Source organism: Paenibacillus sp. FSL L8-0494 (assembly GCF_038003695.1).
GTDB lineage: Bacteria > Bacillota > Bacilli > Paenibacillales > Paenibacillaceae > Paenibacillus_AQ > Paenibacillus_AQ odorifer.
Map to the genome: position 1 here is coordinate 3,167,700 of NZ_JBBOPQ010000001.1, position 13,513 is coordinate 3,181,212.

The 13,513-nt window shown below is 42.1% G+C and carries 16 protein-coding genes; 15 read left to right on the forward strand and 1 reads right to left on the reverse strand.

Features of this window, described 5'->3' with window-relative positions:
- Positions 1 to 140: 140 nt before the first annotated feature.
- The 12 genes from NYE35_RS14465 to NYE35_RS14520 all read left to right on the forward strand — a co-directional run bounded on the left by NYE35_RS14465 (position 141) and on the right by NYE35_RS14520 (position 10,116).
- A complete protein-coding gene (locus NYE35_RS14465; RefSeq protein ID WP_076273400.1) occupies positions 141 to 710 on the forward strand; it encodes a GNAT family N-acetyltransferase in 570 nt (189 codons plus the stop codon).
- A 654-nt stretch (positions 711 to 1,364) separates the two neighbouring features.
- Complete coding sequence (locus tag NYE35_RS14470) at positions 1,365 to 1,517, forward strand: hypothetical protein (RefSeq protein WP_178420436.1); 153 nt, start codon at positions 1,365 to 1,367, stop codon at positions 1,515 to 1,517.
- 541 nt (positions 1,518 to 2,058) lie between these two features.
- Positions 2,059 to 2,418, forward strand: coding sequence for a helix-turn-helix transcriptional regulator (locus NYE35_RS14475; RefSeq protein ID WP_036686667.1), 360 nt, complete (start codon positions 2,059 to 2,061; stop codon positions 2,416 to 2,418).
- 93 nt (positions 2,419 to 2,511) lie between these two features.
- On the forward strand, positions 2,512 to 2,895 hold the full coding sequence (locus NYE35_RS14480) for a DivIVA domain-containing protein (RefSeq protein ID WP_036686669.1): 384 nt from the start codon (positions 2,512 to 2,514) through the stop codon (positions 2,893 to 2,895).
- A gap of 213 nt (positions 2,896 to 3,108) precedes the next feature.
- A complete protein-coding gene (locus tag NYE35_RS14485; RefSeq protein ID WP_036686671.1) occupies positions 3,109 to 3,981 on the forward strand; it encodes a PRD domain-containing protein in 873 nt (290 codons plus the stop codon).
- A gap of 22 nt (positions 3,982 to 4,003) precedes the next feature.
- On the forward strand, positions 4,004 to 4,510 hold the full coding sequence (locus tag NYE35_RS14490) for a PTS sugar transporter subunit IIA (RefSeq protein ID WP_036686673.1): 507 nt from the start codon (positions 4,004 to 4,006) through the stop codon (positions 4,508 to 4,510).
- Positions 4,511 to 4,557: 47 nt separating this feature from the next.
- A complete protein-coding gene (gene nagE, locus NYE35_RS14495) occupies positions 4,558 to 6,012 on the forward strand; it encodes an N-acetylglucosamine-specific PTS transporter subunit IIBC (protein WP_076135196.1) in 1,455 nt (484 codons plus the stop codon).
- A 143-nt stretch (positions 6,013 to 6,155) separates the two neighbouring features.
- Positions 6,156 to 6,473, forward strand: coding sequence for a hypothetical protein (locus NYE35_RS14500; RefSeq protein WP_036686678.1), 318 nt, complete (start codon positions 6,156 to 6,158; stop codon positions 6,471 to 6,473).
- A 119-nt stretch (positions 6,474 to 6,592) separates the two neighbouring features.
- Positions 6,593 to 7,111, forward strand: a complete 519-nt coding sequence (locus NYE35_RS14505) for a sigma-70 family RNA polymerase sigma factor (RefSeq protein WP_036686680.1) — start codon at positions 6,593 to 6,595, stop codon at positions 7,109 to 7,111.
- A 46-nt stretch (positions 7,112 to 7,157) separates the two neighbouring features.
- A complete protein-coding gene (locus NYE35_RS14510) occupies positions 7,158 to 8,243 on the forward strand; it encodes a DUF4179 domain-containing protein (RefSeq protein WP_341121419.1) in 1,086 nt (361 codons plus the stop codon).
- Positions 8,243 to 9,235: an ABC transporter ATP-binding protein gene (locus tag NYE35_RS14515; protein ID WP_094902834.1), complete on the forward strand. Its 993-nt coding sequence runs from the start codon at positions 8,243 to 8,245 to the stop codon at positions 9,233 to 9,235. Before NYE35_RS14510 ends, NYE35_RS14515 begins: the two co-directional genes overlap by 1 nt.
- Positions 9,232 to 10,116: an ABC transporter permease gene (locus NYE35_RS14520; RefSeq protein ID WP_341121422.1), complete on the forward strand. Its 885-nt coding sequence runs from the start codon at positions 9,232 to 9,234 to the stop codon at positions 10,114 to 10,116. Before NYE35_RS14515 ends, NYE35_RS14520 begins: the two co-directional genes overlap by 4 nt.
- A 77-nt stretch (positions 10,117 to 10,193) precedes the next feature.
- Here NYE35_RS14520 and NYE35_RS14525 read toward each other — a convergent pair whose 3' ends face one another.
- Entirely contained in the window at positions 10,194 to 10,520 is a 327-nt protein-coding gene (locus NYE35_RS14525; protein ID WP_036686688.1) for a winged helix-turn-helix transcriptional regulator, read from the reverse strand.
- Positions 10,521 to 10,714: 194 nt separating this feature from the next.
- Here NYE35_RS14525 and NYE35_RS14530 point away from each other — a divergent pair, with 194 nt between their 5' ends.
- The 3 genes from NYE35_RS14530 to NYE35_RS14540 all read left to right on the forward strand — a co-directional run bounded on the left by NYE35_RS14530 (position 10,715) and on the right by NYE35_RS14540 (position 13,508).
- Entirely contained in the window at positions 10,715 to 11,497 is a 783-nt protein-coding gene (locus tag NYE35_RS14530) for a GTP cyclohydrolase II (RefSeq protein ID WP_036686690.1), read from the forward strand.
- 78 nt (positions 11,498 to 11,575) lie between these two features.
- Complete coding sequence (locus NYE35_RS14535; protein WP_038570639.1) at positions 11,576 to 12,631, forward strand: ABC transporter ATP-binding protein; 1,056 nt, start codon at positions 11,576 to 11,578, stop codon at positions 12,629 to 12,631.
- Between the two features lie 127 nt (positions 12,632 to 12,758).
- Positions 12,759 to 13,508 (forward strand): ABC transporter permease, encoded by a 750-nt coding sequence (locus tag NYE35_RS14540; RefSeq protein ID WP_051491475.1) that lies wholly within the window; start codon positions 12,759 to 12,761, stop codon positions 13,506 to 13,508.
- Positions 13,509 to 13,513 lie beyond the last annotated feature (5 nt).

Consider the following 13,513-nt stretch of genomic DNA (forward strand, 5'->3'; position numbering starts at 1 on the left):
AGATGATTTCGGGAATCGCGTTTTATGAATATATAATACTATGCTTTTTAACCGTAAAGTTGATTTTAAAAATACTATACCAATATAATCCTGTAGATGTGTTATCATAATCTCTAAATTATTAAACTCGGAGGTACAAGATGAGAGAGGTAGATTACACTCATTATTTTTGGCAGGATGAGAAAATAAGACTAAGATCCGTTCAGGAAGAGGATTGGGAAGGTCATTACATCAACCGTTTCGATACACCAGCGCGGCGACTTTTAGAGTGTACTGTTGAACTACCACCTACCATAGCTGAATCCCGAAAATTTGTAGATACATTTGCAGAATTCTCATCACAGCGGCTGATGTTTACGATCGAGAATCTAAATGGCGAATATGTGGGTGGAGTAAATCTTAATAGCATAGACGAGAAAAATGGTACGTTCAGTATAGGCGTGCAAGTGGATAGAGATCATCGAGGTAAGGGGTATGGGACAAGAGCTATCAACATCCTGTTGAAGTATGCTTTTTTGGAGCTAAGACTCAACAAGTTTAACGAATGTGCGCTCGAAGGTAACGAACCCTCAGCAGCTATGCTCAGAAAAGTGGGCTGTGTCCAAGAAGGCGTGCGCCGGAAAGTAATTTATACAAATGGACAGTATTTAGACTTACTGTTGTTTGGATTGACGAAGGATGAATTTATGGAGAAAAACGCTATGAAATAGTGATTAGGAGAGGCTACTTGGAATGCGATTCTTCAATAACTGGAGGATCGCTTTTTTGCGTTTCGTTTTGTGGATCGATGTTCTATTGAAGCTTGCGGACTCAGAAGACGCTATTTGCAAATATTAAGCTTTTTCAGAGTAGTATCGGACTCCAGTGCAGCTATTCCTCAAGAATAGCTGTATAAAAGTTACTTTTATGCCAATAGCGCCCATGTGGTCCGATAACACACCAAAAGTGGGGAAAAGCAGCGAATAGGGTCAACTGGTCCGATAGTAGCTCGAACGAGCAAAACTGACCAAATCAAACATTGAATAGGAGGGGAGCGTGCTGAAGCATGTGGATTCAGATAGAGTTTGGTTCGCGGAGAAGCTTGCCGATCTAAATAGAGTTTGGTTCTCGCTGAAGCTTTCGGACCCAGAAGACGCTATTTGCAAATATTAAGCTTTTTCAGAGTAGTATCGGACACCAGTGCAGCTATTCCCCAAGAATAGCTGTATATATGTTACTTTTTATGCCAATAGCGTCCATGGGGTCCGATAGCACACCAAAAGTGGGGAAAAGCAGCAAATAGAGTCAATGGGGTCCGATAGTAGCTCGAACGAGCAACTGATCAAACCAAACGGATCAAACTAAACAAAGAATGGGAGGGGAGAGTGCAGAAGCATGTGGATTCAGATGGAGTTTGTTTCGTGCAGAAGTATGTGGGCTCAGATGGAGTTTATTTTGTGCTGAAGTTTGTGGTTCCAGATAGAGTTTGGTTTGCGCAGAAACATTCGGACTCAGAAGACGCTATTTGCAAATATTAAGCTTTTTCAGAGTAGTTTCGGACTCCAGTGCAGCTATTCCCCAAGAATAGCTGTATAAATGTTACTTTTTATGCCAATAGAGCCCATGGGGTCCGATAGCACACCAAAAGTGGGGAAAAGCGGCGAATAGAGTCAACTGGGTCCGATAGTGGCGAACGAGCAAACTTGAACAAACTAAACTGATCAAACTAAACAAAGAATGGGAGGGGTGTGCAGAAGCATGCGGGTTCAGATGGAGTTTGTATCGTGCCGAAGCTGTGGACCTACTTCTTCGAGGATCATTCTACGAAATCAACGATGTACAACCATTTATTCCGTACTTTCATCATATGAAAAATTCACAATAGAAAACCACAAAAAACTAAACTCTCCCTACTCACATCCATATAAATCATCCTGTATCCCACCAAATCTCTATAAACAACGGAATAAGTGAACCCTCTATCAAATTTCAGGTTGTGAAAGTTGGAAAATAGTGCTTATACTAGAGTAATAGAAGGAAAGATTAGCCAACAACATTTACAACATGAGGAGGGTTTATATGGCGTTTATGATTGCTCAACGAGCGTTTATCAAGGTGTATCTTATAACAATGGTAGAACAACACCGCGGTTACGGATATCAAATGCTGGAGGATTTACGTCGGGATTTCAAAGCCCATGGTTATTCCCCTCCACAGAGTGAAATCTATCGCGCCCTGCATGAGCTGGTGCAGCAAGGGATTTTATATCGTACCAAGCAGCTGAAAGGCAATGACCCTAAAGTGGATTTTCAAGAAATCGTACTTTACCATTTCACTTCAGATGGAGAAGAGAAAGCAAAGTTATATAAAAAGCAGGTAAAGACAGATCTTGACCGCTGCTTAGGCATTTTGAATAAAGCTGTTGTGGACAACTATTAGAACTGCAACTATAGTAATATTTTCAGGATGCTCTCACCCTGTTATAATGGTTACTGCCGGATGATTGCAGTATATACTTGGAGGTAGCAAAAGATGGATGAACATATGAAACGTCGGTTAGACAAACAGCGGAAGCTGTTCAGTCAACTAGGCATCACATTAGACGCTCTAACCATACATGAAAAAGAATTCAGCATGAAGCTGCGTGGCTACGATGCGGAGGAAGTAGATACATTTCTGGACAGCGTAATCAAGGATTACGAACGTTTCTATGCGACGATCGCTGATCTGATGGATAAATGGCAAGAGCAGCAGCTGGAAATGCGGGAATTAAAGGCAGAAACCAAAACAGAGGTAATCCAGGTACCTGTTTCCCGAGGCATTGATCCAAAAGAATTGGAAGAGGTTATTCTGAGGCTTGAGACTAACGTCCGCCAGCTTAAAGATAAGCTTCCTCGCGTGGAAGAGTTTTTATAAGGAGTTGTTTGGTGTAAAGGGAGCTCCGCTTGACATTTCTAAATTTACCATTGACGAGTTAGCAGTTCATGAATTATGATATGTTCATAAATGATCATTTATATTTTAGTGGCGTGTTACCGTTAAGGGCATGAGCCAAGAATTGTCTTTATTTCCATTAGACAATTCTTGGCTTTTTTTGTTCCAATTTGACGATAATTAGGGAGAGGAGTGATGAGCTTGTCGCGAGAGATCGAGCAATTTCAAGTACAGCGTGTAATAGGGAATAACGTTGTAATGGTTCAGGGAAGCAAAAACGGGAAGGAATATGTCATCATTGGCAAAGGTATTGGATTTGCAGTGAAGGGTTCTGGTGTGATCGAAGGAAATGATGCTCGGATTGAGAAATTGTTTCGTCTAGAAGATCGCGAAGCCTGGAGCCAATATCAAGTTTTGCTGGAAGACATAGATCCCAAGGTTATGAAAATAACTGATGAGATAATTGCAGATATCCAAAGTCAATTTCCTGACAAGTTAAACGACAAGATTTATCTGGCACTCCCGAGCCACATACAGTTCACCATCTACCGTCTGCGCAACGGGATGGATATTATTAATCCGTTTTTGCAAGAAACCAAAATGTCATTTCCGAAGGAATTTGAGATCGCTTACAAGGCATCGGAGAAAATCAATGCTGAATTTCAAGTGCAAATCCCCGAAGATGAGATTGGATTTCTTACTTATCATGTGTATTCAGCAGTCAATAATGTATCGGTTGGTCAGTTAGTCAAGGCCTCTAATATTGTCAATGAGCTTCTAGACATGATTCAGCAAGAACGAAAGATAACTTTTGAGCATGGCAGTATGAATCATATCCGATTAATGATCCACTTGCGTTTTTCGCTGGAACGTATTTTAAAAGGATCACTAATAGATAATCCCTTTGTGAAACATATTAAGAAAGAATACAAAGAGGAATACAAGCTGGCTCAAAAGCTCGGTAAAGTAATGCAAAGGTCGCTTGAAGTCGAAATCCCGGAAGAAGAACTATGTTTTCTAGCCATGCATTTGCACCGGTTATTTCAGACCTTAGTGAAATCAAATTAACATCTTAAGAGGAGTGGAGCATATGTTTTCCAAATGGAAATCAAAAAAAGAAGAGAAACATACTGAACATACCATCGAAATCATGGCACCAATCAGCGGGGAGTCAGTTCCACTAGCACAGGTTCCGGATGAAACCTTTGCTGGCGGTCATATGGGTAACGGAATTGCAATAAAACCATCTGAGGGAATTTTGAAAGCGCCTTTTGACGGTAAGGTTGCTCATATCGTGAAATCGAGTCATGCAGTCATTCTGGAACATTCCTCCGGTATGCAATTGCTATTACATATCGGAATCGATACTGTCAGCCTCAAGGGCAACGGTTTTGTCAGTCATATAACCTCTGGAGATCAAGTAAAAGCAGGTCAAACCCTAATCGAATTTGATCTGGACGTAATTCGCGCGGCAGGTTGTGACACAATTTCGCCTGTAATCGTGACCAGTACAGAGGAGAATCCACCTCAAGTAAGCGGACATTATGGTCAGGTTACAGCAGGACAGGATCTGATTCTTACCGTGGCTTCAAAGTAATTGGTTTATAGAGCACTACTACTATTGAACCGAAAGGATGATTTTAAATGTTGGCTTTTCTACAAAAACTAGGTAAGTCGTTAATGCTTCCTGTTGCAACCATGCCGGCGGCAGCTATTCTTCAAGGGTTTGGTTTGCTTAACTACGAAAAAGATATTCCGCTAGGAGCGACCATTGGTGGATTTCTGAATCAATACTTTGCTCCATTTCTAAACGCCGGAGCGAATGCGATCTTCGGTAACCTAGCCTTAATCTTCGCGGTAGGGGTTGCCATTGGATTTGCCGGTGACGCCGTAGCAGCTTTGTCAGCAGTAATCTCTTACATGGTACTGACTAAGATTCTGCTTATCGTACCGCTTCAATTCTCTTTCATCAATGATGATGTTGTATTGAACATGGGTGTGCTTGGTGGTATTTTTGCCGGTGCTTGGGCAGCGTTCTTATACAAGAGATATCACAATATAAAAATGCCTGATTGGCTCGGATTTTTTGCAGGTAAACGTTTTGTCCCAATCATTACGGCAGCTTCTATGATGGTTCTTGCTGTATTTGTGGGTATGATCTGGAGTCCGATACAAGATGTTATTAGTGACTTCGGGAACTGGGTTGTGTCACTGGGGGCTGTTGGAGCATTCATCTTCGGTACAGCTAACCGCTTGCTGATTCCGTTCGGTCTTCACCACGTGCTTAATACGATTGCTTGGTTCCAAATTGGTGATTTTACGAATGCAGCTGGTGAACTGGTGCATGGTGACTTGTACCGCTTCTTCGCTGGAGATAAAACTGCTGGGATGTTTATGACTGGATTCTTCCCAATTATGATGTTTGCGCTTCCAGGGGCAGCACTTGCATTTATTCATACAGCTAAACCGGAAAAACGTAAAATGGTTGCTTCCATCTTCATCGGTTCTGCCATTGCTTCTTTCTTAACAGGGATCACTGAACCACTTGAGTTCTCCTTTATGTTCGTAGCACCACTCTTGTACGGAGTTCATGCTTTATTAACAGGATTCTCCATGGCCTTGATGTACATTTTAGATGTTAAGCTTGGTTTTGGTTTCTCCGCAGGTTTGATCGATTATCTTGTAAACCTGAAACTGTCTACTAATGCATGGATACTTATTCCTGTGGGTCTTGGATTCTTCGTCTTGTATTATGTACTATTCCGCTTTATTATCTCATTGTTCAAGCTAAAAACACCTGGACGTGAAGATGATGAGGAAGAAAGTCTGTTAGCACCACCTGGAGGTAATGGAACGCCTTCATCGTCTTCTAAAGCTGCTCAAATTCTTGAGAACATCGGCGGTCCATCGAACATCCGCAATATCGATGCATGTATTACACGTCTTCGGTTGATTGTTAATGACGAAAAAGCCGTTAAAGATTCCGCATTGAAACAGCTCGGAGCTTCCGGTGTTATGAGACTGGGTCAAGGGGCTGTGCAGATCGTATTTGGTCCAAAATCAGAGCAAATTAAAGATGATATTCAAAAGCTGTTATAACTAAATTGATCATGTTAAATTCATTAAACAGGGCCGGTTCTTATACCAGTCCTGTTTTTTTGCTGTGTCCAGAGATAAAGGGTTGCTTTATAGATAATGCCTAGTATAATACTTGGTATAAGTAGGCAAAGGAGTCGGTACACATGTCAGTCGATGATTATTTGGATCTTTTAAATTACGCCAAGGCGATTAAAGATGGACAGTGGCAGGCTGACATCATTGAGCGCTTAAAGAATCTTAGTGCAGCAGCGGAAAGTCCTCAGATTCAAGAAGAAAGTGTAATAGAATTATGGTCAAGATTTGATGCCATTAACATAATGATCATGAAGCTGTTTGAGAAGCTACGTGAGAATGAACATTCAGAGCAACAGTTTCAGTGGAAAGAGCAGCTCTGGGAGCTTAGGCTGGAACGAAGTATTTTATCAAAAAAGATTCTTAATCGTTACATTCGAATTAGGTAAACACTAAAAGACAGTTTCCTTATTAATTTAGGGGCTGTCTTTTTTTACGTAATCTTGATACAAAAATGCATTGATAGTCGTCTTACTTATAGCTGCAGCTGATAAGGAGGATTTACAAGATGGAAATTCCGGAATCTGAAATTTTTAAAGCAATATTCTATGAACATTATCCTATTGTCAGACGTAAGCTGACCGCTTTGGTTCGTGATGAGTCGGCAGCAGATGATTTGGCACAAGAAGTTTTTCTGAGATTGTATCGTAACCCCCCAGATGATCCAGCAGCGCTGGGTGCCTGGCTTCATAGAGTCCTTACTCGTATTGGATATGATTATCTAGACAAAAAAGCAAGGGAACGGCGGCTGCAAAATAAACAAGAACAGTTATACGAAGTGGGGGAATCACCTCCTTCAGGAGAGGAAGTCTTAATCAGTAAGCTGGATCAGGAGGATGTTCATGAATGGTTGAACGAGCTGCCTGACAGGGATAGACAAGCGCTTCTGCTTAGATACTCTGGTTACAGTTATGCGGAAATAGCAGGCGAGCTTGGTCTAAGACCTCCCGTAGTAGGGACATTACTGCACCGTGCGACCCTGAGGTTAAGACAAAATGCAGCAAAATCACTATCTCAGTCAGATTAACAAACCGAGATAAACGAAGCTCCAAATTATTTAGGAGGGTTTACTAATGACTAAACAACCGCTAAATCAAGATCATAATAAACAATATACAGATGAAGCCTGGGCCAAATTGCAAAACAAGTTAGCGTCTGAGCATGCAAGTCCTAAATGGGCTGTGTGGAGTCAGCAGTTGGCAGTGGATGTTATGAAAGATGATGATAAACCACACCCAGAAATGGGCCAGCCTCAATCTACAGATGACAATCCGATAACTAATCGCCGATCCAAGCGACCTCGCATGAATCGTCGGCGTAAGTGGGGAGTAGCAGTGGCAAGTGCCGCGATCTTTGCGGTTATACTTGGAACTCCAGTAGGAAATACGGCTATGGCATCGCTGCTGAATCAGTTTCGGATGGAAGAAGTTACAGTTGTGAATGAAAATGATATTCGGGATATTTTTTATCAGGTAAATGAAAGTCAATCCATGAATGAAGCTATGAACAAATTTGGTGTGTTTACAAGTACCTTTGGTTCAAATAAAGGGATTATTCCGTTAGATCAGGTGGAAGAGACTCTAGGTTTTACACTTCCTAGCGGAACTTTGCTCAAGAATGTGAAGAGCGCATATATAACCAATTCACAAGAAATAACCTTGAAGCTTAATATTGAAGCGGTTAATAAAGCAATGAAAAGATTGGGTGCAAAACAGCTTCTTCCAGAAGCCATAGATGGGAAAGAAATTAAATTAGATCTTTCGGAGATCGTGAATTATGATCTTTCGATGGATAATGATAAATGGGCTAATCTTACACAGACGAAGACTCCTTTAATTACTGTAGATCCAACTATAAAGGTTGATGAAGCTTTGGAAGCTATAATCGATTTTCCATTGCTGCCAGATTATCTGAAATCCAGCTTAAAGCAGAGCCGCATTTTATCAGGTGAAATTCCTCTGCCACTGGTAAAAGGCCTGAATACCGATCAAATAAAGATTAAAGATACTACGGTTCTACTGAATCAGAATGAATATAGTCAAGGGATTGTATACTCGGCCATTTGGGTACAGAACGGGCAATTGTTCGATTTCAACGGGGGAAGCGTGTATACAGATAAAGCTGTATTCTTAGAGAAGCTAGAGGAGTTGATTGAATAATGACGGCTGCTGCAATAGAAGCGAAGTCTTTGACCAAAGAATATGATAACGGACGTGGTTGCCGTGATGTAACGATTACTGTTGGGAAAGGGGAAGCCTTTGGCTTCCTCGGCCCTAATGGTGCGGGGAAAAGTACCTTTGTCAAAATGTTAGTAGGTCTCATTCGTCCATCGAGTGGTAGTGCTACTCTATTAGGCCATAAGATCGGTTCACTTAAAGCCAAGTCTCAAATCGGATATTTACCGGAATTATATCGCTATCAAGAATGGCTTACCGGGGAAGAAGTAGTAAGACTGCATGCCAAGCTGTGCCGTGTAGAGCGATCTGTAGCCGATAAAAGAATTCCAGAGCTTCTAGCGGAAGTTGGAATTGGAAACCGTGGACGGGATCGTGTGAAACATTATTCCAAAGGGATGCAGCAGAGATTAGGGCTTGCTTGTGCTCTTGTAAACAATCCGGCCATCGTTTTTCTGGATGAGCCCTCATCGGCGCTAGACCCGATTGGACGTCAGGAAGTTCGGAATATTTTGCAGAGGCTAAAAGAGAAGGGAGTTACGATATTTCTTAACTCTCATCTACTGGAGGATGTTGAACTCATCTGCGACCGTATGGCACTGCTGAATAACGGAGTTATACTGCGGCATGGGAAAGTATCTGAGATCTTAAATAAGCGAACAAGCTGGCATTTTAAAGTGGGCGGTTTTACGCCTATTTTGTTGTCTTGGCTACAGGATAGTACTGATCTTAAGATCAAAGTTTCAGCGGATATTGGATCTCAATCTGAAAAAGGAGCTTCAATCCCAGCTACATTGGAAAGTAGCACAGTTTGGCTGGAAGCGGAACTGGAGAATGAGGAGCAAGTAGGCTGGCTGAACACGTTAATTATTGAACAAGGAATGACCTTATATGAAGTCTCACGAAAGCAAGAACGTCTGGAAGACTGGTTTATGAGTGCTGTATCCGGCCTAAGTCACAGAGGTGAACACGAATGAGAATAATCATGGGAATGACCTGGAAGGAATTGCTGCGAAAACGAGTGATGATATTAACACTGCTTATGACCATTGTCTTTCTTATAGGATTTTGGTTTGTGGCAAATACGATTGGACAAAGTGGAATACCGAATAGAACAGATATTAGCAGTGGCGAGCATCTCTTAGCTAATTTTACAAATGGTGCTTTTATATTATCACTTGGATTCTTTTTTGGCGCTTTTGTAATCGCCTTTTTGGCGATCTTCAGTTCCTTCTCAGCTATTGCAGGTGAAGCGGAACAAGGGGTTATGCAGGCTTTACTGCCAAGACCGCTGCCGCGGTGGAAATGGTACATAGGTCGCTGGCTTGGATATGTGACGCTTGGGATTGGTTATGCCCTGATTTTATTTATTTCTATTTTATGGATTACTGAGATCCATGCAACCGTTCCTAGAGATGCCGTAGTCCTATTGAAATCATTTTTGTTATTCTCCACTATAGTGCCTTTGCTAATTACGATTTCTATGCTGGGTTCTGGATTCTTCTCAGCAGTGGGGAATGGCGTCTTTATGACAATGTTATATGGAGCGGGCTGGTTAGGTGGGATGATTGATAAGATCGGAGGATCGCTGAGATTAGAACCCGATGTTCTTGACACATTAAATAATCTGTCAGGAATGATGGCACTGCTTATGCCAGTGGATGGTTTACAGCGGAAAATGACCGCCGTCCTGTTCAGCGCTAATGAAATGAGTGGAATGATGGGATTGTTCGGCAGCATGAATGGATTGCTGAATTTTAATACGGTTCCGTCAAACATGTTTATTATTTATGCGCTAGGATATACCCTGTTAGCTTTTGTTATAGGTCTACTTCGCTTCGAGCGAAAAGACTTATAAAGGGTATGTTAATCCAAAAAGAGCCCTCTTGTCTTATAATCGGGACAATTAGGGCTCTTTGTGTTGTGTAGCGGGAATCATTTCTTAATACCAAGCTCAATCCATTCGGTAGACCAGTTTCCAATTTCACCAAGTATAGGAGCAAGCGCTGTGCCTTTTGGAGTCAGAGAGTACTCAATACGTACTGGCATTTCAGGATATACAGTTCGCTCTATAATGCCTTCGGTTTCCATTTCCTTCAATCGGTCAGATAACACCTTGCCACTGAGATTGGACAGACAGCTCTCAATTTCACCAAAACGGCGTGGCCCTGGCATAAGCACGAAAACGATCAGCGCGACCCAACGTTTACTTAGCAAGTCTACCGCTTTTTCAAAGCGAGGACACATGTTGAAATCATTCATAATATCACCTCGACATTCATTATATCATAAACTTACATAAAGTAATTATAAATATTTAAAGATATATTATAACTTGACGAAGTTATATTACAATGATAAACTTACTTACAAATAGTTACTTATAATTTAACTAATATTTTATCCTTATGCTTAGCTCTATCTAAGCATTGATGAACAATGAGGAAGGTGTAATTATGATTAAACCAGAAATCACTTCTATTTTACAGAATAAAATCACGCGAATTCCTTTAGCAAATTCCACAAATATATTGGTTGGACCCATCACGTTACCGGTGAATTTAGACGGCGAGACCGTTGTTTTTAAATGGTACAACTGGCTGAATACAACGGATGCAGAGCTTCTTCAAGAGGATAGCAGTAAAGCAACGGCAGCTTTAATTTCACGTTTGCCATCCATGAACTTAGCAGAAGGACAACAATCAAGTGTGTTGGTATATGGCGATTTCGAAGGGTCTGAGGATGCATTGATCCGGATGCATAGCATCTGCCATACTGGCGATATTTTTGGCAGTAAACGTTGCGATTGCGGATTCCAGCTGCATCAATCCATGAAAATGATTGTTGAGCATGGCTCTGGGGCATTATTTTATCTCGCGAATCATGAAGGAAGAGGCATTGGCCTGTTCAGCAAATCTTTAGCGTATCTTTTACAGGAAGAAGGATACGATACAGTTGAGGCTAATTTAGAGTTGGGATTTGCTGATGATTCAAGAAACTACGAAGAAGCAATCAGTGTTCTGCAAACTTTACGTCACAAACCAGTGACGCTGATCACGAATAATCCGAAGAAATTGGATGCGCTCAAGGCTGCAGGGATGAATGCCGTGAAAAGAGTAGCGTTATGGGGAGATGTATCTTCTTTTAACGAGAAATATTTGCGGACTAAAGTCGCTCGCTCAGGGCATTTAGAAGCTGTGAAGGACACCCATTCGCTAAATGAAAGACTGGCTAAGTAAAGATTGAAGTAGTGCTTTTGCGCTTCTTCTATTATAATGGGGTACTGGGAACCAACTCTAAGCTTAGTGAGGTACAATATGACTGCTATTCAAGTACAAGACTTACGCAAAACATTCAAAGTACAAAAAAACCGCGAGGGTCTCAAAGGGGCCTTCGCTGATTTGTTTAAAAGGGAATATACGGAAGTGACTGCAGTGAAGGACATTTCCTTTTCCATTCCTGAAGGGGAGATCTGTGGTTATATCGGCGAGAACGGTGCTGGGAAATCGACCACGATCAAAATGCTCACAGGTATTCTCGTGCCGACTTCCGGAAACCTGACAGTAGGTGGGTATGTTCCGTATTTGGAGCGCGAGAAATTCGTGAAAAATATCGGTGTGGTATTCGGGCAACGCAGTCAGCTATGGTGGGACATTGGCGTGATTGAGTCGTTCCAGCTCCTGCGCAAGGTTTACCGGGTGTCTGAACAAGATTTCAAGAAACGGCTGGATGAATTGGTCGAACGACTGCAGCTGCAAGAACTGCTGAATCGTCCGGTTCGTAAGCTTAGTCTAGGTCAGCGGATGCGTTGTGAATTAGTAGCAGCATTGCTTCATAATCCGTCGATTGTATTTCTGGATGAACCGACCATTGGCTTAGATATTGTGGTGAAGTCAGAGATCCGTGAATTCCTAAAAGATATGAACCGCGAGCATGGGACAACCATACTGCTGACTACACATGACCTGCAAGATATTGAGGCGCTTTGCTCCCGAGTGATAATGCTTGATGATGGCCGTATCATTTATGACGGAGGACTGGAAGACCTGAAGCAGCGTTGGGGAACCGGACGTGAGGTTCAATTTCAATTTGGAAATGCAACGAAACGTCAGCAACTTGAGTTATGGACTGAGGGGTTGCCTGTTACTTGGTCTGCGGAGAACGATCTAGGGGCATCTGTCTGGATACCGCTAGATATAAATGTATCGGATGTATTAAGCAGAGTAGTGGGAAAAGCAGACATTACTGATATCAAAATCATAGAGACCAATACGGACGATATTGTTCGCAGTATTTATCAATCCGGGTCTGCAGACAAGCCTGATGAAATGGCTGCCGCTCTGAAGGATGAAAGAGAGGCTTTACATGTCTGATAAGCTTAATCCTGCAACGGCTATGTCCTCCTCCTCAGGAGGCGCGTCTTCTGGTGGTCCTCAGGAGAATAGCCGTAAATTACTATTCGGGGCTTACTTAGATTTTATACGCATCCGTTTCCTTACCATGCTTGCTTATCGGATTAACTACTACTCAGGTATTCTTATCTATTCACTGAATATTGGGGTTAACTATTTCACTTGGATGGCCATCTATGGTAATGGGGATTCATTGGGTGGATTTACTGCAACGCAAATGACATCATATGTTGCTGTGTCGTGGATGGCTCGAGCCTTTTATTTTAATAACCTAGACCGCGAGATTTCTACGGATATCCGTGATGGAAGTATCGCTATCCAGTTTATAAGGCCCTATAACTATGTCTTAGTCAAAATGATGCAAGGTCTTGGAGAGGGAATGTTCCGCTTCCTCTTATTTATGATTCCCGGCATGGCCATAGCGATGCTGCTGTTCCCGGTTCAATTGCCAACAGCGCCATCTGCTTGGGCAGGGTTCCTGGTGATGCTCTTTTTCAGCTTTTTAATTAATTCACAGATCAATATCATCACAGGGCTCTCGGCATTTTTCGTGGAAAATAATGAAGGCATGATGCGAATGAAGCGGGTGATTGTAGACTTATTCTCCGGCTTAATCGTACCGATCAGTCTGTTTCCTAACTGGTTATCTTCCGTACTTGAGGTGCTGCCGTTTCAGGCGATTACCTACTTGCCAGGTTCAGTGTTTACGGGACGGGTGCAAGGGGTTGGAATATGGAATGTATTAGGGATACAAATTATTTGGTTCCTGGTATTGCTGATTCCAATTGTCTGGTTATATCATGCGGCGCGGCAGCGTCTCTTCGTGCAGGGAGGTTGAGGAAA

Coding starts and splice junctions, on each gene's coding strand:
- NYE35_RS14530 (WP_036686690.1), top strand. CDS start 10,715: ATGATTAAACCAGAAATCACTTCTATTTTACAGAATAAAATCACGCGA.
- NYE35_RS14480 (WP_036686669.1), top strand. CDS start 2,512: ATGGATGAACATATGAAACGTCGGTTAGACAAACAGCGGAAGCTGTTC.
- NYE35_RS14475 (WP_036686667.1), top strand. CDS start 2,059: ATGGCGTTTATGATTGCTCAACGAGCGTTTATCAAGGTGTATCTTATA.
- NYE35_RS14535 (WP_038570639.1), top strand. CDS start 11,576: ATGACTGCTATTCAAGTACAAGACTTACGCAAAACATTCAAAGTACAA.
- NYE35_RS14520 (WP_341121422.1), top strand. CDS start 9,232: ATGAGAATAATCATGGGAATGACCTGGAAGGAATTGCTGCGAAAACGA.
- NYE35_RS14525 (WP_036686688.1), bottom strand. CDS start 10,520: ATGAATGATTTCAACATGTGTCCTCGCTTTGAAAAAGCGGTAGACTTG.
- NYE35_RS14515 (WP_094902834.1), top strand. CDS start 8,243: ATGACGGCTGCTGCAATAGAAGCGAAGTCTTTGACCAAAGAATATGAT.
- NYE35_RS14500 (WP_036686678.1), top strand. CDS start 6,156: ATGTCAGTCGATGATTATTTGGATCTTTTAAATTACGCCAAGGCGATT.
- nagE (WP_076135196.1), top strand. CDS start 4,558: ATGTTGGCTTTTCTACAAAAACTAGGTAAGTCGTTAATGCTTCCTGTT.
- NYE35_RS14490 (WP_036686673.1), top strand. CDS start 4,004: ATGTTTTCCAAATGGAAATCAAAAAAAGAAGAGAAACATACTGAACAT.
- NYE35_RS14465 (WP_076273400.1), top strand. CDS start 141: ATGAGAGAGGTAGATTACACTCATTATTTTTGGCAGGATGAGAAAATA.
- NYE35_RS14505 (WP_036686680.1), top strand. CDS start 6,593: ATGGAAATTCCGGAATCTGAAATTTTTAAAGCAATATTCTATGAACAT.
- NYE35_RS14485 (WP_036686671.1), top strand. CDS start 3,109: ATGAGCTTGTCGCGAGAGATCGAGCAATTTCAAGTACAGCGTGTAATA.
- NYE35_RS14510 (WP_341121419.1), top strand. CDS start 7,158: ATGACTAAACAACCGCTAAATCAAGATCATAATAAACAATATACAGAT.
- NYE35_RS14540 (WP_051491475.1), top strand. CDS start 12,759: ATGCTTGCTTATCGGATTAACTACTACTCAGGTATTCTTATCTATTCA.